The organism is Jeotgalibacillus sp. R-1-5s-1 (genome assembly GCF_004405105.1).
Lineage (GTDB): Bacteria > Bacillota > Bacilli > Bacillales > Jeotgalibacillaceae > Jeotgalibacillus.
In genome coordinates this window covers 50,141-75,261 of record NZ_SORW01000016.1, presented here as the reverse complement: position 1 = coordinate 75,261, position 25,121 = coordinate 50,141, and the positions used below count along the sequence as shown (strand labels likewise).

The following is a 25,121-nucleotide window of genomic DNA, read 5'->3' as shown; positions in this document are numbered from 1 at the left end:
TGTTTGAAAAGCTCATTGTCTTTTTTATTCGAAAAAGACTTAAAATCTTAAACGTTGACGTTTGGTTGTTTAGTTTTCAAGGTTCAGTTGTTACGTTTCTTCTATTTAAAGAAGTTATTGCTCTCTCAAGCGACCTACACATCATAACATCTTTTAAAAAGTAATGTCAATCACTTTTTTAAAAGTTATTTTGTTGTGTTTTGTCGGCTGCTTCAAAAGCGACGCTTATTAATTTATCACCGATTTGAGGAACGGTCAATAGCTTTTCTGAAAAAACTTTTCCCTTTTCAAAATGGTTGATAAAAACATAGAGCCCGTACTACTTTTCCTCACCTCTGCTGCATAGATTGTTTAAAGCAGTTTGTGCGGAGGTGATGCGTGTTGAGAAAGAAGTGGGAGACGGCAGGTTTGATACTGCTGGCTGTGTTGATATTGGCGCTTCTTCCCTCTTCCCCGCGGGTGATGGAGGTGACTGGGGTGTGGCCTTCACCGGGAATCATTTACAAGGGGGATGAGGGTGTGGTGCTGACTTTTAACGTGACGATTGGGGATGATTCTGTGCTGTGGCTGGCTGAGGAGCTGCAGCGGACAGGGATTGAGAAGGCGACTTTTTTTCTGGATCCGTCCTGGGTGGACCGGAAGAAAAAGATTGCGGATCAGTTAAAGGCGTATGGATATGATATTGGGATTTATGATTTACATCCGGCCCGGTATGAGGGGTTGAGTGAAAAAGAGATGGATGAGCATATTGCGGAGCTTGTGGCGTTTTTTCATGAGCATGAGCTTTCGCCTGATTATTATAGAACGGCTGATGGGTTGCTTAATGAAGAGGTTGTCAGGCGTTTGCGGGAGCAGGATTTGCTCGTGGTCAGTCATGAAGTGACGGGTGAGGCGTTACTGGAGGGGGAGCATCAGAGCTATAACGGGGCTGTTGTGTCGCTTGATGTGGTGAATGATGAAAAAGAGCTCAAGCAGCGATGGACGGAGTGGAGATCTGCCCTGGAGCGGACGGATGATCTTCGCTACGTATCGGTGCTTGAGCTGCTGGCTTCTTCTGATAGTAAGATTAAGCTGTTGGAATAGGCTGCGGCCACCTGAGTGCAAGACTGTCTGTGGCTTCACCGCTGTATTTCTGGCGCAGGAATCGAATCCGGTCTGACACCTGCTTTTCATAATGGTCCTCAGCATTCAGGTGATGATCTGAGTTCATGCTGGTTGCCTGATCTTTGATCAGCTGCTGATAAAAGGTTTTTACTTCATGCGGAAGCCGGTTCCAGAGACCGGCTTTTTTCATGTGGCGAATCCAGTCTTCGAGTACATTTATTTGCCCAGCGAGCTCTTTACCTGTCCTGAGGTGGATGACGGACAGGTGCGCTGCTTTTTCATACAGCAGGTTGAGCTCTTCTTCCGTGACTTTTCTCGGGTTATTGGCAAAGATGAGAAAGCCCTGGAAATGCTGAACGAATTGCTTTTGCCAGTCATAGAGACTTGCAATCAGCTGTCTTCCCGCTTCAAGACCCGGGTACTGAGATTTATCCATGAGCTGAATCGGCAGTGTGAACATTTCAGGTGACTGCTCATACCGCGCGTTGCCTGCTTTGTGCGTGTCTCTCAACAACAGATGGTATTCTGCAAGCATTTCATGTGCTTTTTGCGCTTCTGCCGGCTGTTCCTGATCGGGCGAAAAGACGGCTGCAGCTTTTGTTTCTTCTTTCCGGTTGAGATAGACAGCCTGGTAATACTTCCGGCCGTTAATCAATGTCCAATTCGGATAAACCGTGACTTTCTCGAGCACTTTTTTGTATGATTTCGCTTTGTCTTCAATGATTTGAACGTCTGTCATGGTGATCACCTCATTTAAAAGCTTATTCTCCATCAGGACGGGCATCTTCAATCATCTGATCCATTCCTTCAATTCCTTCTTCCTTGATGCGTCTGAGTTCATCAAGGAAATCACTTCTTACCTGACGGGATAATTCATAGTTGGCCGTTGCATAATCCTTCAGTGGCTGCAGCTGTTCACTCGTGATTTTCCCTTCGTCTACAAGCGTGTCCATCACACGGTATTCTGTGTTGACCTGATCAAGACTTCTGCGTGTCCACGAGTTGGAGAAGTGATTAATATCAATCGTCGCGTTGGCACTCGTCCAGTTACGGTCAGTCCGTGCGCCGACACTCCATTGCTTCCATTCAGCGAGAATGTCTTCTGTTCGCTCAAATTCCTCGCGCAGCCCTTCTGCATTATTGACGTTGGCATAAGCGCCGCCAGCCTGCTTCGCTACTTCCTTCAGCTGCTGCTGGGCTTCTGAGTCTGCATTAAAACCAATGACGTTGATGATTGGTGAAATATTGCTTCCGGCAAAGCTTTTCGCGGCTGCAACCGGATCTCCGTCACACGTCTCGATTCCGTCACTGACGAGGTAAATCAGGTTCGTATTTTGCTCGCCGTCCAGTCCTTCAAAGCTTTGGGCAGCTGATTCGAGGGCACCAGCAACCGGTGTCCAGCCAGCCGGCTCAAACTGATCAAGTGCGGTCTGGAATGCGGCTTCATCATAAGGTCCGCGCTCATACACTTCTTCAATGGCAGCGCAGGACATTTCTTTGTCAGCGTCATCGCCTGTTCCTTCATGTCCATACACGCGCAGGGATACATTTGCCTCTTCAGGTGCGGAAGAAAGGAACGTCTGTATTTCGCGTTTTGCCTGCTCCATACGGGTTTCGCCACCTGCATCGGCAGCCATGGACCCGCTCGCATCTAAAATGATTTCAATATTGTAGTTTTCTTTAAACTCATAGCGCCGGTCGGCTTCAGGCATTCCTTCCATATCAAACCGGGCAGCATCCAATACGCCCGATGGATCCGGCAGATCTCTTTTCGTAATGGAGTGGATGTACTGGTAGTAAAGCTCGATCTCTTCTTCAGAGGCATCCTCCGGTAAGGCAGGCGAATCGCCGAACACATCCATAAAGGACACGCCCTCCTGCTTCTCCTGTTCAATCGCTAATAATCCATCGCCCTGCTGGACAAAGTCCTGAGGCTCCTTCGGAATCGGGGCCAGATTCAATTCCTCAAGCGCTGCTAACGGACCTGCTGCCTCCTCCGTCTCCTCCGCCTGTACTTCATCCGTTGAAGCCTGCTCCGCTTCGTTCGCCGGGGCATCCTGTGCTTCTTCACTCTGGCAGGCTGCAAGCGCCAGACTCAATGTTAATGCTGAAAGCCACATCTTCTTCTTCATGCTGACTGCTCCTTTCATCGCTAAACGTGGATTCGTTATATAACTAATGAATAATACGTCCATCCTCACCATAAGTTTCACTTCTCTTGGTAAACTACCCCTTTTTTAATGGAAAATTTGAACACTGTCAAATGATGGATGGCTTATATGTTTCACGACCGGGTGGAACGTCATAATGGTCAGACAACAGCAGGGTCATAAGGAGTGTGGTATTTGTGTTTATTAGTAGTAGGATGGTCTTGATTCGATGTATTTTCGTAAAGGAGTGGATGTCGAAGGTTACAATTTTTACAGTTTGTGGGTCGTTGGGACCTTTTTGGGGGATTGGGAGGGAATTTGAGAAAAAGTCGTGGCAAAGCTTTGTTAAATGACGTGTATAAAGGGTTTGGAGTGCTTTTGATAAAGGTTGAAAGCTGATATTTTTAACCGCATGTGGATTTTTAGATAAACTAAAAACCGGAAGAATCATCTCCCGGTTTTGTTTACATCTTTGGCCAACGTAATTCTTTCTTATGTCCTTGCATTACCTCTTCTTCATCTAGGTCAATTCTTTTTCTTACGTACGCCACTCTTTCATCATAAGTGTTACCTTCAATCCTGAGGGCTGCAGCTCTTAATTGCTCCGCTTTTTTCCTATCTTTTATCAATTGATAAATAAAACCTTTTGAATGTTCTGTAAGACGTCCCCACAGACCTTTCTTTTTTAAGTTTTTTCTCCACTCTTCAAATAATGGAATATCCTCAGACATGATTCTTACGATCTCATCATGAATGACTTCTAAATGAGCAGTTCTTTCTACTAGAAATTTTAAATCTTCTTCAGTTACTGTTTTTAATCCTCCGGCAAAGTTTGTCTCAGCTTCACCGTATACTTTATTAAACCGACGATGCCATTCTCGCAATTCGATTATTTTTTCAACGCCCAGCCTGATTTCTGGATCGGGTTCATTGCTTAACGCGTCAATTAGAGGGTTCATGATTTCTGGGGATTGGGTAGCTCTTTGCCTTCCCCCTCTAAGTAATCCCGATACAGTCGCACAATAAAGAGTGAGAGGTTTGTTCGCTTTTCTCGCTTCATCTTCACTGTCACTAGTTACGGCCATAATCGCCGAACCTGTAATTTTGCCTTTTCGATTTTTATAAACGACCTGAAAATATAAATTTTCGTTTACTTCATATGCAAAAGGGTTAACGATAACCTCTTCAAAAAGTTTTTTATGCTTTTTTGCTTTTACTTGAACCTGCGCATATTCTTTTTCCAAAAAGATCACCGCCTTAAAAAATGCTTGGCATAACATCATTTCAAAAGTTTATTTAACTTTAGGCCATCGTAGCTGTTCTCTATACACAAGTTCCATTTTTTTATTGTGTGCTAGCGTATCCTGCAGTCTGTTTTTAAATTGTTCTTCTACAGTTTCACCAGCTATTAGAGTATGTGATTTCAGTGTTTGTTTCACTCTAAATGTCTCATCTATTAATCCATTGTAATAAAGGTGCTGATCCTTCGATAGCTTTTCCCACAAGCCTTCTTCCTTCATCGCTGTTCTCCAGTTAGCGAAAATTTTCTGTTCGTCTAATAATATTTTCAATATATTAAAAGAATAGACATCCATCCGGCTTGCTTTTTCACAAAGATAGTGAAAATCATCTAGTTTTATTATTTTCGGATCCTTATAAAACGTTGAAGCCTCCTGAAACTCTCTTACAAAAAGACGTTCAAATTCATAGAACTTCTCAATTTCTTCTCTTCCCTTAACAATGTCAGGATGTGTTTCTTTCTTTAATAATGATATTGGTTCAGTTTTCAGAGAATCATCTACCAGATACGTTCCACCAATACCATAAATTGTTGCAATTTCTGCATTATAAACTGATAAATGCTTATGTGCTTCGAAAGCATCCTCTTCATTAGCTGAACCATTAACCGGTATGATGGCACTTCCTGTTTTTTTGCCCTTTTTATTTGTATAAATCGCTTCGAAATATAAAACGCCATTCTTTTCGTATGCATTTGGAGAAACTTCAATTAATTCAAATAGTTTTTTATATTTTGGTGCTTTTTTTACCGCTTGCTGATGTTCTTGAATCATATACGTCACCTTCACTTTCTGCTTGAATAGAAGAAAAGATACAATCTAAATAAATTCAGATTGTACCTCCTATCTTATCATTAGTTTCCGAACAAGCCTTTAACTGAGTTCCATCCGCTCGAAAGCTTATCTTTTGCACCTTCGTAAGTATTTTTTGCAAGGTCACCTGTTGCTTTAAGTGGGTCGCTCTTAAAATCACTTCCGAATTTCTTAATACTACCCCAATTATCTGCAGCAAGCTTAACGAGTCTCGAGCCACCCCATAAGATAGCACCTCCAGCTATAAGAAATGGAGCTGCAGCCTGGCCACCGGGGAAAAATCCTGCTGTTACACCTGCGCTCATAATGGTTTGTCCCAATGAAGCAGTTGCATCTGCTGTTGCAGACACTTTCTCAGTCGTTGCTGCATCTGAATTGAACACTTCAACCGCATTCGCTGTTTTAAAGCCGGTATCAACAGCACCAAAGAATGTTCCTACCGAAGCAGTAGCAATGTTAAATTTCGTTAAAACACCCATGCCCGCTGAAGCAGTCGCTGCATTGGCACCTGTTGAAACAGCACCTCCTGCTGCTTGCATCGCTTGTGTTACACCCGCACCTGCTTGAGCCGTTTGATTCGCTTGATTAATAGTTTGTATTTTTTGTATTGCTTGGTAACCATCTTTTATGATCGTACCTGAAGTAATTGTATCATCAACAAATTTAAACGTTTCATTTTCTCCAAGGCCTAGCTTTAATCCGCCCCAAATGACAGCATTATGGAAACTTCTCACATCTTTAAATCCAAAATTTTCGCCTTTTTGGAGAGCTGATGTAGCAAGTCCTACCTGTCCAAAAACAACATCTTTGGTCAGATATTCTGTTACTTCAACCCATTTTGGTTTTTTTATTTCGGCTGGATCTGAGCTTCCTGCTGTTACTGAATTACCATTGAGATCATATCCACCAGGCTGCAATAGATTGATCATTCCGGGATACAAAGATGTTCCAGGTGCGTAAGGGTTCGGCATGACCACATTTCCAGGGGCAACAACTGTACCGTTGGGCAATGTCCCCCCAACATTGACTCCCCCGGCTCCCGGGTTCATCGGACTAAGGTATGGAGGAACAGGAACTGTACCCGCTCCTCCTTCAAAACCTGGAGCTACCGGACCTGCGTTTGGTCCCCATGGAGCATATGACCAAGGTACACCTTGCCATTCGGTTCCATTAAATCCGCTCCCCTGACCACCCATTTCACCATTCCAGTCTGTTCCTTGCCATTCCTGACCATTCCATGTGTTACCTTGCCACTCCTGACCACTCCAGGAGTTTCCTTCCCATGAGTTCCCTTCCCACGGGCTGCCAGACCAGTCATTTCCCGTCCAAGAATTTCCTGACCATGGGCTCACTCCGTAGGCAGAGGAATATAGAAAGGACTGAGAAACAATAAATAATATGACAATAATAGCTGGTAGTTTTTTTAGCAGCTTATTCATAGCCTATCTCCCCTTTGTTTAAATCGTTACTGAGCTTTCTTCAATTGCATAAAGTCCAAGATCTTTTCTCCATTTCGCAACTAGAAAAGCCAGTGTTAAATAAAACAGAGGAAAGAAGATCGTATTAATAAACAAATGACTCAACACTACCGCCAAATAAGAGGTTGTAATATTTAAAATGAACACCTGAACCATAAATGACAAAACAAACTCTATTAAGCTGAATGCGATAATAAGTAATAGCAATTTCCAATGATGCCTTTTAAAAAGCTGAATGCTTTCTCTAACTGACTTCCATACGGATTTGTTTTCGGTAATCGCGATTAATGGTGCGCTGATAAACATTGCCATAATGATCAGACCCGGGAGTACAAATACTGCTAGACCCAGCGTAATTAAAGCACCTATTGATACAGCAAAAACAAAAAAGTGAAACACTCTAATTACGGACTGTAAGATGGCCAGTCGAAAGGGCTTTTCTTCTCCCGATTCCTCATAATGCCAATAGTAGATAAATGGGATTTGAGCAACAAAGAATAGGATGATCATAAAATAGGCATTATAAATATCTGCAGCGCTAAAGGCTGTTCCAAAGTTCGGTACAACCGCATACATGTAATTAGCGAAGAAAAAATAGAGTGTCAGCAAAGGAATTTGGACAAGTAGAATAATCAGCAAGATCCGTTCATACTTCTTACTGAAAAAAGAAAATGCTGAACGTATTGGATGATCCATTTAGATCGTCTCCTTTCAGGATGCCTGTTCCTTGAGCTGGTTAAGGTGATGGGAACGATATCCGAATATAAGAGCTGTAATACCAAGCGTTGCAAATGGGAATTCTCCGTCAGAAACCAACCACGCTAATAATTCTGCAGTCATTAAAACGGTGAACAAAATGATTAATAGAGTATATACACGTTTCCATCGTTTATATTTCTTCATGTCTGATCTCTCCTTATTGAAGATTAAAGTTACGGCTGTCCCAACCCTCAAGTTCTTTAACAAACTCAAGCTCGGGTCCGGCCGAGGTTCGTCCAATTTGTTCACTAAGTCCAGCGAACCAGTTTTGATATTGTGTAGTTTCAATATCATGAGAAGCACGGACAACAATCTGTCCATCATCAAAGAAAATGACTTCTGCCTCTTCAAGAGTCCCGCCATTTGCTAAAATCGCACTCCTGGCAGCTTCTCTCATCTCCAGAGACCAGTCAAACTCGAGCTCCTCTTCAATTTTTTCGCGTAAAAGATCATCACCAAGTCCTTTAGAAATCTCTTCTGTCACAACCCGGTCCATTGCTTTATTACGAATTTCATTTAGCGAGTAGCCACTCATTTCACCACCGGAAAGCCGATCTATTTCTTTTTCGATTTTCTCGTCAATGCTCTCTGGATAAGAGTCTACAAGGCCGATGATCTCTGATTCATACTCATCAATTGCTTCTGCAAGCTGTTCATAGAGTTCTGCCGTAGCTGCTAAACTCGCCTGTTGTGCAGCCGTATTTGCCTGCTCTTTTGCAACAAGGGCACCTGAGAAGTTAAGCACAAGAATAAATAATGCCATTAAAATGATCAGCAGACCTAGTACAAAAATCGTGATGTTTCCACGTTCTTCCTTTAACCAATTCATTACTTTATCACCTTCCCTGAGGTGTCAGCCGTGTAGGTAAAGGTTGGCTTCCCGTTCGGAAAGAGCTTAGCCGGAAGAAAGACAAGTGCGATATCGACTGAAACAGCAGCAGAAAACTGGTCCGTTCCTGAAATCGGTGCCCCTGCAAATCCAACGTGCTGACCTCCTGCACTGACAATCTGTTCAGCGGCGGCTGACGCTTCTGATGCTTCTGCAGTAACGGAATATACCTTCGCCGCTTCATTGGCCGCCGATTCTGCCAAAATGACAGCATGAGCACCCGCAATAAACTGCCACGCGATCATAATGACTATAAAGACAAGCGGGATCATCCCTAAAAATTCAATCGTCATAGATCCCCGCTCATCCAGCCGCTCCTTGATCCAATTCTTCATTCGCTTTCCTCCCTTCTTTCCAGCCGCTTTCCCACTTGCTCCTGTTAAAACCAAGTGGGAAAACGGGGGCTGCCCGTTTTACTCTGCCTCATCAGGGTAGAGTTCTTCAATTCTTTGTTCAAGTTCTTCGATGCCCTGTTCTCTCAAGTCTTCGAGTTCAGTCTTAAGCGTTTCCTGACTTTGTTCAGCTAACACTTTTACCTCATCTGCTCTTTGCTCCAGTTCTTTTTGTTGCTCAAGTGTCATCTTTCCTTCTTCACGAAGGATTCGATTGGCATCATAGAAAGAAAGCCACTGTTCGCGAGCTGATGATCCCCAAGTATTTGAGAAACGAGTAATTGCAAAAGAAGCGTCATTAGACTGATTTCTCACATCAGTACTTGCATCGAGCTTCCACCTTTTCCAATTTTGAAGAATCTTTTCTGTCTGACTGAACTCTTCTCTAAGCTGATCCGCATTATTGACGTTTGTGAACAAACCTCCTGCAGAATCCGCGACCTGACGAAGCTGCTCCTGCGTTTCAGAATCCGCGTTAAAACCAATCACGTTGATGATTGGTGACACATTGCTATCAGCAAATGTCTTAGCAGCTGCTACCGGATCTCCGTCACACGTTTCAATTCCATCGCTGACGAGATAGACTAGATTTGTATTTTCCTCACCGCTCAAATCTGAAAAGCTTTCAGCAGATGACTCCAGAGCACCAGCCACTGGTGTCCAGCCTGCAGGTTCAAACTGATTTAAAGCATCCTGAAAAGCACCTTCATCATACGTACCCCGCTCATACACTTCCTCTACCGCGGCACATGACATGGCTTTATCTGCCTCGTCACCTGTTCCTTCATGTCCATAAACACGAAGTGAAACATTCGCTTCTTCAGGAACGGAAGCTAAAAAGCGATTGATTTCTTCTTTTGCCTGTTCCATCCGCGTCTGGTCTCCAACATAAGCTCCCATAGAGCCACTGGCATCCAGAATAATTTCAACGTTGTAGTTTTCTTTAAACTGGAATTTAGGGTCTGCCTCAGGTGTTCCTGAAAGCGCAAACCGCAGTTGGTCACTGATATCCTTTGGATCTGGGAACTCATAGGCTGTCAGTTGATAGATAAGCGAAAAATACGCATCCAGTTCCTCTTCTGTTGCGTCTTCAGGCAGCGCAGGAATGTCTCCAAATGCTTCTAGAAATTGATTTTTCAGGTCCTCATCAGATGTATTTAGCGTGACATTGCCTAAAGGTCCGGATTGTTGACTAATTAACTCTTTTAATGACTGAGGTGGCTCGGATAAGTTTAAAGACTCGATGCTGCCAATAACATCCTGACCTACTGATCCTTCATTTTCAGCCACTTCTTGCTCAGGATCATTTTCTGATAACTGCTCTTGCTCGTTATTTTGAGCACTTTCTAAAGGCTCTTCCTGATCCTGACAGGCTGCAAGCACTAAACACAATGCAGCCGCAGGAATCCAATAATGCTTTTTCATAGAAGCCCTCCCAAAAAGAAATCTGCTTTATCCGATTGATTCAATGAATTCTTCAAATTTCGATTTGATCGCATCCCCAATTCCTGTGTCTCCTGCAAATGCCTGAGAAATAACACCAACAACAATTACGACAACTGCCGCAATCCCCAACCACTCAAGTGTTTGAGAACCTCTTTCGTTATTTACTTTTGACGCTGCAGCATTCATTGCTTTAAAATACCATTCATTTAGTTTTTTCATTTTCATTTCCTCCTGTTAGTTAAAATAGATTCATAATGCTGTTATCACCATAGATCATGTTCAATATCATCAGACCAGCAACCATTAGAATTGATACTGGTGCGACGATAAAGGTCGTGACGAGTGTTACTTTAGGGGAAGCCTTGGCAGCAAGCTCTTTTACTTGCTCCTGTCTGAGCTCACGCATATCCTCTGCCTGAACTTTAAAGGTTTGTGCTACTGGGACACCCAGCTTCATTCCCTGGAGAAGTGATTTAATTAATTGCTGAAACTGCTGGTTATTATTTCTCTCCAATAAATTACGATAGGCTTGTTCCCTTTGAACTCCCAGGTCGATTTCCTGTATAAATCTGGTGAATTCTTCTCTGAGCGGACCATCAAAAAAGCGAATCACCTCCCTCAAAGCCTGGTCCAAGCTAACTCCCGCCTGCAAACTTGTACTGATGGTATCCAGAAAATCCGGGAGATCCTGTCTTAGCGCTTCCTGCCTTTGCTTAACCTGTTGTTTAATCAGCATAATCGGTAAAAAGTATCCAAGGAGTGGAATCAATACAATGCCGAATTCTGAAAAAGGAAACCCTAATATAAAGAGAATCATCCCAAGGAAAAATCCTGCTGTCAGAAACATCATTTTAATCCCCTGGAAACGGGCAACCGTCAATTCATATCGATTACCTGACTTTTTCAACCAATCCGCAACATCTAAATTTTCACTAAAGAAGTTTATCCTCTGTCCCAAATCAGCAAATTCGTCTGCGAACTTAGTAACTTTGTCAATCAAGCCTGCCTGCTGTTTTCTCTTTTTTTCCTTTTTTTCAAAAGCATCGACCAGTGTCACATCAGAAACGTGAACCAGTAGCTCACGCTTTTCCTTAATGTAAGCTGACCAATTTCGCAGCCCCAAAACGACTAAAAACCAAAATAAAATGACGCATAATATAATCAGTGCATCCATATTAATCACCTACACTTTTATATTCGTAATCTTCCGGATCAGGAAGAACGATAAAATGATACCCAGAACGAAAAGAATCATAATGACGATTCCAGGTGTTGTTGTCAGAGGATCCGTGAAACCGTCCATGATATTATTCATCATCAGTAAGATAAACACTGGCATCGCAGGAACAATAATTGAAATGTACCTTTGTTCAGATGTCATGGTACGAATGGTTTGATGTAACACCTTGCGATCCTCAAGTGTATGGGCCATCGTTTCAAGTGTAGAGGCTAAATTACCACCCGTTTTCTTTTGGATGAGTAGAGTAGCCGCAAACAGTTGAAAGTCACGGGAAGCATTTCGCTCCTGAACTTTTCTTAATACCTGTTCAAGTGGAACACCGAGCTTCAATTCGTAAGACATTCTTTTAAACTCTTCTCTTGCTGGACTATTTATTTCGTGAGCCACCAGATCAATTCCCTGCGTCACTGTCATTCCACTTTTAGATGCATTGGAAAGCAGCCTGCAAATTTCACTAAGCTGTTCATTGAAACGTTCCTCGTAACGATTCTTTCTCATATAGAACAAGAGGAAATGTCCCGCACCAAGAATACCTGCTGTGATGAGTAAACTGACAAGTACACTCATACTGAAAATCATATTAAAGACCACAAACAACAATAGAAAACCAAGTACATGAATTCCAATATATTCAGAAGGCAGCAGCGTTACATTCGCCATCTGCAGCTTACGATGAAGCTTCTCAGATGATGGTGACTGGTCATATCGGTCACCGAGGACGCTGATCGCGCTTTTGCGTTTTTCTTCCGGGTACCACGTCCGCATTTTCTTTTTCCAGTCCTGCTTGTGCCTTCTGTAATCAAGGAAGAAGTATACCATCAGGATGAGTGACAGGGCGGCTGAGGCGAACAGGACAGCAATGATTATGTCCATACCGGCTCTCCTCCTTTTTGAAAGAGACTCTGATCGAATTCGATGCCAAACAGCTTGAGTCGCTCCACGCATTTCGGAACGATGCCGGTCGGCTCAAAGTGACCGAGCACTTCTCCGTCTTTTCCGGTGCCTGTCCGTTTGAAGACGAAAATGTCCTGCAGCTTCACCTGATTGTGTTCATCTACATACACTTCAGAAATATTGACGATCTTACGTTTACCGTCACCAAGCCGCTCTGCCTGCACGATCATGTCGAGTGCGCCGACGATGTATTCGCGAATGATGTGGGTAGGCAGGTCCATACCGGCCATGACGACCATCCCTTCAACACGGTTGATCGCATCTGACGGTGAGTTGGCGTGAACGGTGGTGAGTGAGCCTTCGTGACCTGTATTCATCGCCTGGAGCATATCGAAGGCCTCAGGACCACGAACCTCTCCGACAATGATCCGGTCCGGTCTCATCCGCAGGGCGTTTTTCACGAGCTGGCGGATGGAGACTTCTCCGGTGCCTTCCACGTTCGGCGGGCGGGCTTCAAGTCCGACCACGCTTGAGCGGTTCAGCCTTAATTCTGCTGAATCCTCAATCGTGATAACCCGCTCTTTTGGCGGAACGGCTTTTGCTGCTGCGTTTAAGAGAGTCGTTTTCCCGCTCCCTGTTCCTCCTGAAATGAGCACGTTCATCTTCGCTTCCACAATGGCCTGGATAAAGTCAGCCATCGGTTCATTTAGCGAGCCAAATCCGAGCAGGTCCTCCATTTCGATCGGGTCCTGTCTGAACTTACGGATGGAAATGAGTGTCCCGTTCAGACTGACCGGCGGGATGACCGCATTTACACGGCTTCCGTCCGGCAGGCGTGCATCGACCATCGGGGAGCTTTCATCAATTCTTCTGCCGAGCGGGGCAATGACGCGGTCGACAATGTGACGCACGTGCGCATCATCCTTAAAAGTGATCGTGGACTCCTGAAGCTGTCCATTGCGCTCAATGAATACTTCCTTTGGTCCGTTTACGAGAATCTCCGTGATCGATGGGTCCTTCAGCAACTGTTCAAGCGGTCCAAAGCCGACACTTTCATCGATCAGACGGGACATGAGCACTTCACGGTCCCCTCTTGGAATGACGACCTTTTCTTCCAGCATGAATTGATTGACGAGCCGCTCAATGGACAGGCGGCGTTCATGCTCATCCGCTGCGGTTAACTGCTCGAGGTTCGTCTCTGCAAGCAGCCTCGTTTTATAATGCTCAAGTAATTCCTCAAGATAAGGCGTCATGACGGCCTGCGCGGCTTCCTTGCGCGGCTGTTCTGCCTGTTCACGTTTGCTCCGTTGGAATAGTGACATCGTGTTTCCCTCCTTACTTCAGCATCGATCTCACCCATTTGCGCAGATCCTTCGCTGCCGGGATCATTTTCTTCTCCTTCGGCTCTTTCCGGATCGGCTGTCCCTTATTAATCGCAGCCTGCACACCTTTAATATCGCGTCTGATTTCTGCAGCGTGCGGGTACGTGACAAAGCGTTCCAAATCTTTTTTCGACAGCTCATTTTCTTTGCCGACTTCATTTAATACGAGCTCTAAGCGGTCCTCTGTTGGAATCCCGAGCTTCTGAAACAGGGTTTCCACGTGCTTCAGCACCCGGATCGACGGTGTATCAAGAGCAATCGTGTAAAACACTTTATCCGCCTCTACCAGTGCCCCGTAGGTCCGCTCGTCAATATTGGACGGCAGATCAATGATGATAAAATCGTAGCTGCGTCTGCATGCGCGCAATACTTTCGTGACAAAATCCTCTGTCAGCCGCTCGGCCATTTCAGCGTCACGCGGACTGATCAGCAGGTCGAGTTTTGAAAACGGCTCTTTTTCCGATACGTTTTTCAAATGATGCTCACTGACTTCATCAATAACCGGCTCAAGATCCATGATCGTGCGGTTCGCTTCAATCCCGAGAAACGTCTCTCCGCCTCCGTACTGGAGGTTCAGGTCGATATAAATGACCTGCGCCGTTGACTCAAGCTTCAGCGTCTGGGCAAAGGCTGTGCTCAGGAACGTTTTCCCGCTGCCGCCTTTTCCGCTGTAGAAAGCAAACACCTTACCGTTTCCTCGTTTGAACAGCTGCTCCTTCGGCTGCTCCGCTGAAGCGCGGGATACAATCGTCTCCACGCGGTCACCGAGCCCTCCAAGATCCTCCGGTAATACGAGGTAATCTGTTACCCCTCTTCTCACCAGATCCCGGAACAGCTGGAAATCATGCGTCTCGTGAATGAAGATAATCGGTGCGTGGAGCTGTTCAGACTGAAGCAGCGCAACCCGCTCAATATCGGCATCCCCATGTAACAGCAGGACGACCTTTGGCTGTTTATTTTTCAGCTCTGATCGTAAATGTGACGGGTCAAGCACTTCGGTTTTTAAATGTTCCGGTAAACGTGTCCGGATGGTCGACACGAGTGTGCCTTCTGTTCCTATTATGAGTACATCCAATTCTTCCATGGCTTTTCCTCCTCACCCGCGACTTATTCTCCGGAATCCTGCTTTTGCTCTTCTTTCTTTTCTTCAGCAGGCGGTTTTTCTTCCGCTTTCTCCTCTGCCGGCTGTTCTGCTTCTGCCGGCTCCTCTTCAGGCGGTGCTTCCTCAGCTTCCTGCGATGTACCTGCAACCTCCTGATTAGCGAGTCCTACATTTGCTTTAATGATGCGGACACTGTCTGCGTAGTTTTGCATATGGATGAGTTCAGGTGTCTGATCGAGTGAGATTTCTACCTGTACCCCTGAAAAATTTCCTTCCTCGCTGGCTACACGTGCGACTTTGACATCCTTCATAAAGATCTCTGTCTGATTTCCTTCATCTGTCCGATTCGACACGATAATGTCGACACGGTCGAGCGGCTCAAGCGGTTCATCAAAAAATACGCGCTCTGATGACATTAACGTCACAAGCCGGTTATTTTCTTCTGTAACAGCTGACGCTTCCTTCAGCATGTTTTTAGAAATCACATCTCCTTCTGATAAAGGAACAACCGATACCTTATTCATGAGCTCATCAGGATTTTGAATGTGCTCTGATGTGACAAACTTCTGCGGAATGCTTTCCGCTGCCACGCTATCCGGTGTAATGACGTCCCGTGCCGCAATATCTGCACCCGCCACATAAACGGTGACCATCGTGCCGAGATCCGAGTTCAGCTCTCTCACCTTCTGTAAGGTAAAATAGCCGGCAGCTGCAGCGAATAGTGCTGCGATAATAAAGAAGATTAATGCCCTTCTTTTTGACTCAATCATCGCTATCTTCCTCACTTTCCCAAATAAGTGAAATTTAGTACAATGTATTCACATTAGCGCCAACTAATATGACATTAGTGTCGGAAATTCATTTTTCCCGAAATGCGCTGAATTAGCTATCACTGTTTTTAATGGAAATTTTGAACACTGTCAAATCGTGGTGAAATTTGGGCGTTTTGAGGAAAGAAGATAGTCCAGGTGGTCTGAAAGAGGTAAGGGACATAAGTTTCATGAATTTTTTTTGGATCATAGGAGGTTCGTTGGAATTTACTTCGATTTCCGTTAAATTAATTCGAATTTTGTAACAAACATTACAAATTACCGGACCTTAGAACGATTTTTGTTTGGAAGAGCGTGGAAAAAATCTTGATTTCGAGAGGTTTGAAGGTGAAATTTGGCGTTACATAAGTAGTTATTAATATGATGGTGGCTATATTTAACAAATTTTCATTGTGAAGAGGATTCATGTATGTGATCATAAGACCTTTTTGACAGGACGAAAGAAAGGAAAACACGAAAAAAAGCACACCATGTTGGCATGCTTTACTTTGCTGTTGCTTCTTTTTCGCGGGCTGCTTTTCGTGCGAGCCGCTCTTCACGATCCTTTTGTGACCGCTTATTATATTTTGGCAGTGCGAGCATCTGATAGGCATTCGTCGCAATCAGCGTGAACATGATTGTAATCAGCCAGTAGTTTTCATTACTTCTCAGCACCGGCAGCCATTCAAGCGTCGTCACCACGACCATGAAAAAGAGCGTGGATGGAAACAGCGCTTTATTCCCGGCCTGCTTTGATTTCAACAGCGCTACAATGATCCCCACAACCAGCAGGAATACCGCTAAACTGAAGTATGGCAGTAATGAATCCCCTTCATCCGCAAACGCATCAAAACGGAAATACACAAGATCAAATAAAACAAATGCTGTAATCACTAACTGCACCCGATTCCATAGCTTCAGTGAACGGAAAATCCCGAGTCCGAACTGATGAATCGTTAAGTATGCAAAATACCCCATCTGGCTTAATACGCTAAACGTCATCCCGACACCGATCATCCAGACGACAACTGAAATTAATTCAACCGTATCTTCACCCGCAAGCTGAGTAGTGAGCTCATCCCAGCGGACAGTAATCCCAACAACACCGGTTGTGACACCGCCTACAAGCAATGTCATCACAAAAAAACGGATCCAATTTCGTATGGTCACGTCTCTATCCTCCAAATCTGAAAATACACATTCTCATTCGATTGTACCAGTCGATCCCTTAAAAATCCATGACCGTCGTGTGAACGTGCATAAAATCAGGATTTCAGGTCACGATAAGAAAACAAATGACCGTAAAGATTGGAGGTGAACTCATGCGTAAACAATTAGGTGCTGTAGCCTTAGCTGCCCTGCTCCTATCAGGCTGCTCCGGCAACGAAAAAACAAGCTATGAAGAAACAAAGCAAATGGTCACTGACCTGTTAAAAACGAGTGAAGGCAAGAAAGCCGTTCAGGAGCTTTTAGCAGACGAAGAGCTGAAAAAAGAGCTCGTCCTCGACCAGGATGTTGTTAAACAGTCCATCGAAACGACTTTATTGTCAAAGGAAGGTCAGGACTTCTGGAAGAAAACCTTCAACGACCCCCAGTTTGCCGAGACCCTTGCCAAAAGCATGCAGACAGAGCAGAAAGATCTGCTGAAGGGACTCATGAAGGATCCCGAATACCAGAAGATGATGCTCGAGCTCATGAAAGATCCCGCTATGCACGAACAAACGATGTCCGTGCTGACGAGCCAGCAATATAAAGAAGAAACCAAAAAAATCATGATGGAAATGATGGAAAGCCCACTCGTTAAGAAGGAAATGCAGGATCTGTTGATGAATGCCGCAAAAGAGATGGGCGGTGAAGAACAGGCCAGTGGGACACAGGAAGGTCCACAAGCATCGCAGGGTGAAGGTGGCGGTGGTGGCAGTCAGGGTGGCGGAACAGACGGAGATGGCGGGACAGATAGTGGGAATGGCGGAGGGAGTCCGTGATGGAGATGGGTTTGATGTGGGGAATGTGAGGTTGGGGGTGGAGTTTGTGAGGTTACGACCGGAGTTCGTGAGGTTAGACGCGGAGTTCGTGAGGTTAGGCGGCGGGTTCGTGAGCTTAGCGGAGAATTCGTGAGGTTAGTGTCATTTGGACTATGGGTGATTGGCTAAGTTCGAGCCGCCTGGTGGATGCTCCGGACGCGGATTGGGGTTCGTGAGGTGATGGACGAAGTTTGTGAGGTTGCGGCCGGAGTTCGTGAGGTTAGACGCGGAGTTCGTGAGGTTAGGCGGCGGGTTTGTGAGCTTAGCGGAGAATTCGTGAGGTTAGTGTCATTTGGACTATGGATGGTTCGCTTTTTTCTAGCCGCCTGGTTCACCCCGGGGACGCGGCAAAACCAGGATCTCCATCCTAAATGCCCTTTCCCACATAAAACCCACAAAAAAAGAAGAGCCTCAGCTCTCCTTTTTTTATGTGGTGCGGTCAATGACTTGCTGTGCGATATCGGCGTAGATGTTGCCGAGACGGTGATCGGCTCCATATACGGATGGGGCGAAGTCGTTTTCATCCCAGTCAGGCTGCTGGAGCGGAAGTTTTCCTAAGAGATCTGTGCGGAGCTCTTCGGCAAGCTTTTCGCCGCCGCCCTGACCGAATACGAATTCGCGCTCGCCGGTTTTTTTACTTTCATAGAAGGACATGTTTTCGACAACGCCCAGGATCGAGTGCTCTGTCTGCAGGGCCATTGCACCGGCACGTGCTGCGACGAAGGCTGCTGTCGGGTGCGGTGTTGTCACGATGATTTCCTTGCTTGATGGCAGCATGGCGTGTACATCAAGTGCGACGTCGCCTGTTCCCGGTGGCAGGTCAAGCAGCAGGTAGTCAAGCTCTCCCCACTCTACCTCTGTGAAGAAGCTGTTCAGCATTTTGCCGAGCATCGGGCCTCTCCAGATGACAGGTGCGTTGTCTTCTACGAAGAAGGCCATAGAGATGACCTTTACGCCAAAGCGGTCTACTGGAATAATGCGCTCGCCGCGGACGACTGGGCGCTTGTTGATACCCATCATATCCGGCACGCTGAAGCCGTAGATATCGGCGTCGATCAGGCCGACTTTTTTACCGGCGCGGGCCAGTGCGACTGCGAGGTTGACGGATACGGTGGATTTACCGACGCCGCCCTTTCCGCTTGCGATGGCGATAAATTGAACCTTATTTCCTGGTGAGAGCAAATTATCTTCGACTGCATCTCCCTGTTTACCGCGGAACTTCTCGAGTTTTTCAGGCTCAAGCTCTGTGAAGCGGATGCCGACTGTTTCTGCACCGGCTTTTTTCAGCGCATCTACAACGGCCATTTGCAGCTGCATTTGTTCCGCTGTACCCGTTTTTGCGAGTGCGATTTTGACACTGACGTGATTTTTCTCTTCCTTGATGCTTACTTCCACGATTCCTTCCGTTTCTGCAAGCGTCGTATGTAAAATCGGATCATTCATTGAACCGAGCAATTCGCGTACCTGTTGTTCTGTTACCAAGACGTGACACCCCTTCTGTGAATTCGTTTTCATCTATGTCAGTATAACATAGGTGAAGGGTGACGTCTTACTCAGTCGGCTCTTCTTCCTTCGAAAAGTGTCTTAAAATCCCAATGTACACAGCAGCAGCTACGCGTTGCTGATAGTCATCCTTTAACAGCCAGTAACGCTCCTCCGGATTGGAAAGAAACCCTGCCTCGACGAGCACACCCGGCGTTTCTGCATGACTCAGCACGTAAATGCCGTCTATCGATTTGGCTTTCCGCGTATTATTTGGCAGGTGGCGTTTTAATTCATGCTGGATAAACAGCGCCAGCCGTTTATTATCATCGTTAAAACCCGTGTAAAAGGTTTGCGCGCCTTTCCACTGCGTTTCGGGGATGGCGTTAAGATGAATGCTGATAAAGAGATCGTTATCCCGGTCATTGATCAGCTCAAGACGCTTTTTCAGATCCTCACGCTTACGGTCTCTGAACCCCTTTGTCGCAGCATCTGCCAGATCCTCATCCTTTTCTCTCGACAGGCGCACAATCGCCCCCTGCTCCTCTAAATAAGCCTGAAGCTGTCTGGCAATGGAGAGCGTTAAATTTTTCTCAAGGATGGTTTCATAGGTCGCTCCGCCATCCGGTCCGCCATGTCCGGGATCAAGCACGATCACTTTTCCCGACAGAGGAAGCCTCCATTCCTCTATTGCATACAAGCCCGCTCCAAGGCCTGTCCCTAATACAACGGTAAGCAGCATCACCATAATAATCTTTTTGCGCATGACAGTCCCCCTTATTATGAGGAGAGTATATGCGCTTTCGCGAACATTCAGGACTTAATTAGCTACGATGATTAAAATGATTCACTGTATAGTGATCTCGAATAGGCCTAATTCATTCTCTTGAGATATCTCATTCACTATTTTATGTATCTCTATTTCAGCAGCTGTTTTTTCTTTTGGTATTTCTAATAAATCTATTGTTATTGATTTTTTTTCAAAGCTTGAGATCGAAAAACCAAATGTGCCGGTAGGAGTATAGCCTTCTTGTTTTAATTTTTTTACTATCTGTTCCTGAAGTTTAATCATTTTTATATCGCTCATTATTTTATCGCTTTTTTCTATTTGTGAACTAACAGCTTTTTGCTCACCAACCATATGATCAAAATAATTAACAATATTGATCATACCGATTAATAAGATCAAAATGATTAAACCAATTAAAACGGCACCCTTTTTCAGATCATTTCCTCCTCACGTTATTTGTAAGAGAATATTAAAATACATAAGATATATACCTGAACAACGATCGCTAACCTTTACAATGAAATTCGACAGCATTTAGTATATTAAAAAACCCCCAGCATAAGCTGAGGGTTTTTGTGTGCGATAATAAAAATTAACGCTTTGAGAACTGAGGCGCACGACGGGCACCTTTAAGACCTGGCTTCTTACGCTCTTTCATACGAGCATCACGAGTCAGAAGACCTGCGCGCTTAAGTGAGCCGCGGAATTCTGGATCTACTGTAAGAAGTGCGCGGGAGATTCCGTGACGGATTGCTCCAGCTTGTCCAGTGTAGCCACCACCGTTAACGTTTACGTGAACATCGTAGTTGCCTAGAGTTTCAGTAATGTTAAGTGGTTGCTTGATTACTTCGCGTAGTGTAGCGAATGGAATGTAGTTTTCAACGTCGCGACCGTTAACAACGATCTGTCCGTTACCTGGTACTAGACGTACACGTGCAACAGAGCTCTTACGACGGCCTGTTCCGATATATTGAACTTGTGCCAAGATAATTCCCTCCTCTTAAAATGAATTAACCGCGTAGTTCGTACGCTTCTGGTTTTTGTGCCTGATGTGGATGCTCAGTGCCGGCATATACGTGAAGCTTCTTGATCATTTGGCGTCCAAGAGAATTCTTTGGAAGCATACCTTTGATCGCAAGCTCCAGCATTTGACGTGGGTACTTCGTACGCATTTCTAATGCAGTACGCTGTTTAAGACCACCTGGGTGCATGCTGTGACGGTAGTAGATCTTGTCAGAAAGCTTCTTACCAGTAAGGTGGATTTTGTCAGCGTTGATGATGATCACATAGTCACCAGTATCAACGTTAGGTGTGAATGTTGGTTTGTTTTTACCGCGTAGAATTGCAGCAACTTCACTTGCAAGACGTCCAAGAGTCTGACCCTCAGCGTCTACAACGAGCCACTTGCGTTCTACTTCGTGGCCTTTAGCCATAAATGTTGTACGCATGAGTTTACCTCCTAAAAAAGATTATATCGTTATGAATCGCTTCATTATTTAGACGTATTTATAACACTTCACTCATCACAAGGTCCGGGTTCTTGCTTGAGGGTGAAATACATACCATAGGCTATCTTATAATGTTTGACTGGCAATGTCAAGGGGATGTTACACCAGGTTCAGTTGTTTTAGTAACTTTTTTTTAAATAAGTCGTTTTTCACACTTACGACTTACTTTTTGTACTCGACTTCCCATAGATAAAGACCGTGTGCAGGAGCGGTTTTGCCGGCTGCTGAGCGGTCTTTTGCTTCAAGCATCCGCTTCACATCAGACGGCTCGTATTTCCCCGATCCGACCTCTAACAGCGTGCCGACGATAATTCTCACCATGTTATAGAGAAAGCCGTTCCCTTTTACACGGAAGATGAGCTCTGTATCGTGTTCTGTAATCTCGATCAGGTGAATCGTTCTGACTTTATCAACGACTTCTGTTTTGGCTGAAGAGAAGCTTGTAAAGTCGTGCTCTCCAAGGAGGCAGGCTGCCGCCTCACGCATGCTCGTGACATCGAGTGGAAACGGATAATGAACGGCATGATGACGCCTGAATGGCATCGCTACAGACCCTCTGTCGATGATAAACCGGTATTCCTTGGCTTCCACACTAAAACGCGCGTGAAAGTCCTCTGACACCGCCTCAGAACTTAAGACGGCGATGTCATTTTGCAGCTTCTGATTTAAAATGATGGGCCATTTTTCAGGGGGAATGGACGTGTCAGTATCAAAATGAAACACCTGCCCCATCGCATGGACACCGGCATCGGTCCGGCCGCTTGCTGAGATGCGGATAAAACGGCCTTTATGCACTTCCTGCAGGGCCGCTTCGATATCCCCCTGAACCGTGCGCTGGCCCGGCTGGACCTGATAACCGAAAAAGGCCGCTCCGTCATAGGCCACTGTACATTTAATTCTTGTCACCTTCATCACTCCTTACACCATAAAGCGCAGAGCAATGAGAGCAGCTGCAAGCAGGATGAGTGAGGCGAGTGCGATCGTGTCACGGCTGTGCCAGAACAGCAAACGATATTTTGTCCGCCCTTCACCGCCACGGTAGCCGCGTACCTCCATCGCCGTTGCGAGGTCCTCAGCCCGTTTAAAGGCATTGACAAACAGCGGGATCATCAGTGGCACAATGGCTTTCAGACGGTCTTTCAACGGTCCGCTCGACATATCCGAGCCTCTGGCCATCTGTGCTTTCATGATTTTGTCCGTCTCATCCATCAGCGTTGGAATAAAACGCAGGGCAATCGACATCATCAGTGCGAGCTCATGGGCCGGGAACTTAATTTTTTTCAATGGATTTAAAAGACGTTCCATCCCGTCTGTAATTGAAATCGGCGTCGTCGTCAGCGTCAGCAATGACGTCATAAAGACAAGCAGTGTAAACCGGATTGAGATGTAAAACGCCTGACGGATGCCCTCTTCATAAATCCGGATAAAGCCAAGCTCAAAAACGAGATTGCCTTCCCTTGCGAAAAAGAGCTGCAGCAGGAAGGTAAATCCGATCAGAATCATTACCGGTTTCAGCCCGCTGATTAAAAAGCGCAGCGTCAGCCCTGACAGCCGGATACTTGCATACGTAAAGACCGCAGCAACGAGGTACCCCCACGTGTTATCGGCAATAAAGATAATCGCGATAAAAGCAAAGATAAAGATCAATTTGGCACGCGGGTCCATTTTATGAGCGAATGAGTCTGCGGGAATGTAGCGTCCGAAAATCATCTTCTCCATCATGAGCGGTCACCTCCCTGCTTAAGCAGATCAGCCAGCTCATCCATCGTCAGGCACAGCTTCGGAAATGTCCGGCCGCTTTTCTCTTCCAGTTTGCGCTGAAATTTCACGACTTCCGGTACACCGAGTCCCCACGCTGACAGCTTTTCCTGATCAGCAAACAGCTCGCGTGGCGGCGCTTCATGCACTTTTTTCCCTCTATGCATGACAACGACTTTATCTGCGTAATGGGCAGCGTCCTCCATGCTGTGTGTGACAAGAATCAACGTCAGTCCCCGCTCTTTATGAAGACGGTAGAACATCTCCATCATTTCCTTCCGGCCGCGCGGATCAAGTCCCGCTGTCGGCTCATCCAGAACCAGCACCTCAGGCTCCATGGCCAGAACGCCAGCGATCGCCACACGGCGCATTTGTCCACCTGACAGGTCAAACGGTGACTTGGACAGGATTTCTTCAGATAGACCGACTTCTTTAATCCAGTAGCGCGCACGCTTTTGTGCTTCCTCTTCTGACACGCCAAAGTTCATTGGACCGTAGCAAATATCCTTCATCACAGTCTCTTCAAACAGCTGCTGCTCAGGAAACTGAAAGACGATCCCGACCTTTTGACGGATCGGCTTCAATTCCTTTTCCTTACGCCCAGCCTTTACAGTACGATCTCCAATTTGAACAGAGCCGCCTGTAGGCTTTAATAAAGCGTTCAGGTGCAACAGCAGCGTGGACTTCCCTGACCCTGTATGGCCAATAATCGCGACACAGCTGCCAGAAGGAATATCAAAGCTCACTTCCTCCAGCGCTCTTTTCTCAAATGGGGTATTGGCCGCATAGCGGTATTCTACTTGTTCAAGACGGATTTCCATAGTTCATTCACCAACTCTTCTTCAGTCAGGGTTAATCCGCCAACAGGCAGCCCCTTTTCCTTTAGTACGTGCTGCATTTTCAGCGGAAATGGCAGATCCAGTCCGAGGTCCACCAGCTCCTGACCCATCGCAAAAATCTCTTCAGGCGTCCCTTCGCGGTAGACCTGACCTTTGTTCATGACTATGATCCGGTCAGCCTTTGCTGCTTCTTCCAAGTCATGTGTGATGGATAGTACGGTCATTTCCTGCTCTTTTTTCAGTTCGCGCACAAGCTCAATAACCTCCTGCCGTCCTGCGGGATCCAGCATAGAGGTCGCTTCATCTAAAATAATGATATCCGGGCGAAGCGCCAGCACGCTTGCCATCGCGACACGCTGCTTCTGACCGCCTGACAGGTGATGCGGCTCCTGATCCAGAAATTCATCCATGCGTACCTGCTTTAATGCTCTCTGCACGCGCCTGACCATTTCCTCCTGCGGAATCCCGTGATTTTCAAGGCCAAACGCGACATCATCCTGCACGGTTGTCCCGACAAACTGGTTGTCAGGATTCTGAAACACCATGCCGATATGCTTGCGTGTATCCCATACGGTCTCTTTTTCTAATACAATATCTGAAATGCGGATTGTTCCCTCATCCGGGAAATAAAGGCCGTTCATCAGCTTGGCCATCGTTGATTTTCCGGATCCGTTGTGACCGACAATCGCGGTCCAATCCCCTGTTTTAATCGAGATGGATACATCCTTTAATACATCTGTCTCTATTCCGGGATATCTGAACGTTACATGCTCAAGCTTAATCATCTCACTCATCCTGTCGGAACTCCTTTCTGTCTGGCTCTGCTCGACCGGCTCAGGACATTTCCTTAAAGCCTGCTCGTCTGATTTATATCAAATAGGATTTTTGTATAAAACTTTATGAAGCTAGCTGAACGTGAGAGCTTCATACAGCTATATACAAAAAAAGCGCGCACCTCATTCAA

Annotated in this window: 28 protein-coding genes; 2 read left to right on the top strand and 26 right to left on the bottom strand. The window is 45.7% G+C overall.

Features of this window, described 5'->3' with window-relative positions:
- Positions 1-381 precede the first annotated feature (381 nt).
- A complete protein-coding gene (locus E2491_RS08030) occupies positions 382-1,083 on the top strand; it encodes a polysaccharide deacetylase family protein (protein ID WP_134374761.1) in 702 nt (233 codons plus the stop codon).
- Here the strand turns inward: E2491_RS08030 and E2491_RS08025 are convergent.
- From E2491_RS08025 to E2491_RS07945, 17 genes are all read right to left on the bottom strand, one after another.
- Positions 1,067-1,876, bottom strand: a complete 810-nt coding sequence (locus tag E2491_RS08025; RefSeq protein WP_134374759.1) for a hypothetical protein — start codon at positions 1,874-1,876, stop codon at positions 1,067-1,069. The two genes, E2491_RS08030 and E2491_RS08025, sit on opposite strands and share 17 nt — an antisense overlap.
- Positions 1,866-3,236, bottom strand: coding sequence for a VWA domain-containing protein (locus tag E2491_RS08020; RefSeq protein WP_166805829.1), 1,371 nt, complete (start codon positions 3,234-3,236; stop codon positions 1,866-1,868). Before E2491_RS08020 ends, E2491_RS08025 begins: the two co-directional genes overlap by 11 nt.
- A 482-nt stretch (positions 3,237-3,718) precedes the next feature.
- Positions 3,719-4,498 (bottom strand): hypothetical protein, encoded by a 780-nt coding sequence (locus tag E2491_RS08015; RefSeq protein WP_134374755.1) that lies wholly within the window; start codon positions 4,496-4,498, stop codon positions 3,719-3,721.
- A 48-nt stretch (positions 4,499-4,546) separates the two neighbouring features.
- On the bottom strand, positions 4,547-5,326 hold the full coding sequence (locus tag E2491_RS08010; RefSeq protein ID WP_134374753.1) for a hypothetical protein: 780 nt from the start codon (positions 5,324-5,326) through the stop codon (positions 4,547-4,549).
- Positions 5,327-5,406: 80 nt separating this feature from the next.
- Positions 5,407-6,804, bottom strand: coding sequence for a hypothetical protein (locus tag E2491_RS08005; protein ID WP_134374751.1), 1,398 nt, complete (start codon positions 6,802-6,804; stop codon positions 5,407-5,409).
- 18 nt (positions 6,805-6,822) lie between these two features.
- The gene (locus E2491_RS08000; RefSeq protein WP_134374749.1) at positions 6,823-7,539 is read right to left on the bottom strand and encodes a hypothetical protein; all 717 of its coding nucleotides are present in this window, start codon (positions 7,537-7,539) and stop codon (positions 6,823-6,825) included.
- A 15-nt stretch (positions 7,540-7,554) separates the two neighbouring features.
- On the bottom strand, positions 7,555-7,746 hold the full coding sequence (locus E2491_RS07995; protein WP_134374747.1) for a hypothetical protein: 192 nt from the start codon (positions 7,744-7,746) through the stop codon (positions 7,555-7,557).
- Positions 7,747-7,759: 13 nt separating this feature from the next.
- Positions 7,760-8,431 (bottom strand): Tad domain-containing protein, encoded by a 672-nt coding sequence (locus tag E2491_RS07990; RefSeq protein WP_134374745.1) that lies wholly within the window; start codon positions 8,429-8,431, stop codon positions 7,760-7,762.
- A complete protein-coding gene (locus E2491_RS07985; RefSeq protein WP_134374743.1) occupies positions 8,431-8,826 on the bottom strand; it encodes a TadE family protein in 396 nt (131 codons plus the stop codon). Before E2491_RS07985 ends, E2491_RS07990 begins: the two co-directional genes overlap by 1 nt.
- A gap of 78 nt (positions 8,827-8,904) precedes the next feature.
- Positions 8,905-10,308, bottom strand: a complete 1,404-nt coding sequence (locus E2491_RS07980) for a vWA domain-containing protein (protein ID WP_134374741.1) — start codon at positions 10,306-10,308, stop codon at positions 8,905-8,907.
- A gap of 27 nt (positions 10,309-10,335) precedes the next feature.
- Entirely contained in the window at positions 10,336-10,548 is a 213-nt protein-coding gene (locus E2491_RS07975; RefSeq protein WP_244093916.1) for a hypothetical protein, read from the bottom strand.
- Positions 10,549-10,567: 19 nt separating this feature from the next.
- Entirely contained in the window at positions 10,568-11,503 is a 936-nt protein-coding gene (locus E2491_RS07970) for a type II secretion system F family protein (RefSeq protein WP_134374739.1), read from the bottom strand.
- 9 nt (positions 11,504-11,512) lie between these two features.
- Positions 11,513-12,442: a type II secretion system F family protein gene (locus E2491_RS07965; RefSeq protein WP_208528054.1), complete on the bottom strand. Its 930-nt coding sequence runs from the start codon at positions 12,440-12,442 to the stop codon at positions 11,513-11,515.
- The gene (locus E2491_RS07960) at positions 12,433-13,785 is read right to left on the bottom strand and encodes a TadA family conjugal transfer-associated ATPase (RefSeq protein ID WP_134374737.1); all 1,353 of its coding nucleotides are present in this window, start codon (positions 13,783-13,785) and stop codon (positions 12,433-12,435) included. The genes E2491_RS07965 and E2491_RS07960 overlap by 10 nt, the downstream gene beginning before the upstream one ends.
- A 13-nt stretch (positions 13,786-13,798) precedes the next feature.
- Positions 13,799-14,929: a CpaE/TadZ family protein gene (locus tag E2491_RS07955; RefSeq protein WP_134374735.1), complete on the bottom strand. Its 1,131-nt coding sequence runs from the start codon at positions 14,927-14,929 to the stop codon at positions 13,799-13,801.
- Positions 14,930-14,952: 23 nt separating this feature from the next.
- A complete protein-coding gene (locus E2491_RS07950) occupies positions 14,953-15,717 on the bottom strand; it encodes an SAF domain-containing protein (RefSeq protein WP_134374733.1) in 765 nt (254 codons plus the stop codon).
- Positions 15,718-16,260: 543 nt separating this feature from the next.
- Positions 16,261-16,926, bottom strand: a complete 666-nt coding sequence (locus E2491_RS07945) for a KinB-signaling pathway activation protein (RefSeq protein WP_134374731.1) — start codon at positions 16,924-16,926, stop codon at positions 16,261-16,263.
- Positions 16,927-17,078: 152 nt separating this feature from the next.
- On the opposite strand from E2491_RS07945, the gene gerD reads away from it, so the two are divergent.
- Positions 17,079-17,741, top strand: coding sequence for a spore germination lipoprotein GerD (gene gerD / locus E2491_RS07940; RefSeq protein ID WP_134374729.1), 663 nt, complete (start codon positions 17,079-17,081; stop codon positions 17,739-17,741).
- Between the two features lie 465 nt (positions 17,742-18,206).
- On the opposite strand, the gene E2491_RS07935 is transcribed toward gerD, so the two are convergent.
- The 9 genes from E2491_RS07935 to E2491_RS07895 form a co-directional block, all read right to left on the bottom strand.
- On the bottom strand, positions 18,207-19,262 hold the full coding sequence (locus E2491_RS07935) for a P-loop NTPase (protein ID WP_134374727.1): 1,056 nt from the start codon (positions 19,260-19,262) through the stop codon (positions 18,207-18,209).
- 67 nt (positions 19,263-19,329) lie between these two features.
- On the bottom strand, positions 19,330-20,028 hold the full coding sequence (gene cwlD / locus E2491_RS07930; RefSeq protein ID WP_134374725.1) for an N-acetylmuramoyl-L-alanine amidase CwlD: 699 nt from the start codon (positions 20,026-20,028) through the stop codon (positions 19,330-19,332).
- An 81-nt stretch (positions 20,029-20,109) separates the two neighbouring features.
- The gene (locus E2491_RS07925) at positions 20,110-20,451 is read right to left on the bottom strand and encodes a hypothetical protein (RefSeq protein WP_134374723.1); all 342 of its coding nucleotides are present in this window, start codon (positions 20,449-20,451) and stop codon (positions 20,110-20,112) included.
- A gap of 193 nt (positions 20,452-20,644) precedes the next feature.
- Positions 20,645-21,037 carry a 30S ribosomal protein S9 gene (gene rpsI, locus E2491_RS07920; protein ID WP_134374721.1) on the bottom strand — a complete coding sequence of 131 codons (393 nt, stop codon included), beginning with the start codon at positions 21,035-21,037 and terminating at the stop codon, positions 20,645-20,647.
- Between the two features lie 25 nt (positions 21,038-21,062).
- Positions 21,063-21,500, bottom strand: coding sequence for a 50S ribosomal protein L13 (rplM, locus tag E2491_RS07915; RefSeq protein ID WP_134374719.1), 438 nt, complete (start codon positions 21,498-21,500; stop codon positions 21,063-21,065).
- Positions 21,501-21,722: 222 nt separating this feature from the next.
- Positions 21,723-22,472, bottom strand: a complete 750-nt coding sequence (gene truA, locus E2491_RS07910; protein ID WP_134374717.1) for a tRNA pseudouridine(38-40) synthase TruA — start codon at positions 22,470-22,472, stop codon at positions 21,723-21,725.
- A 6-nt stretch (positions 22,473-22,478) separates the two neighbouring features.
- Positions 22,479-23,282 carry an energy-coupling factor transporter transmembrane component T family protein gene (locus E2491_RS07905; RefSeq protein ID WP_134374715.1) on the bottom strand — a complete coding sequence of 268 codons (804 nt, stop codon included), beginning with the start codon at positions 23,280-23,282 and terminating at the stop codon, positions 22,479-22,481.
- A complete protein-coding gene (locus E2491_RS07900) occupies positions 23,279-24,139 on the bottom strand; it encodes an energy-coupling factor ABC transporter ATP-binding protein (protein WP_134374713.1) in 861 nt (286 codons plus the stop codon). The genes E2491_RS07905 and E2491_RS07900 overlap by 4 nt, the downstream gene beginning before the upstream one ends.
- Entirely contained in the window at positions 24,115-24,951 is an 837-nt protein-coding gene (locus tag E2491_RS07895; RefSeq protein ID WP_134374711.1) for an energy-coupling factor ABC transporter ATP-binding protein, read from the bottom strand. The genes E2491_RS07900 and E2491_RS07895 overlap by 25 nt, the downstream gene beginning before the upstream one ends.
- Positions 24,952-25,121: the final 170 nt, after the last annotated feature.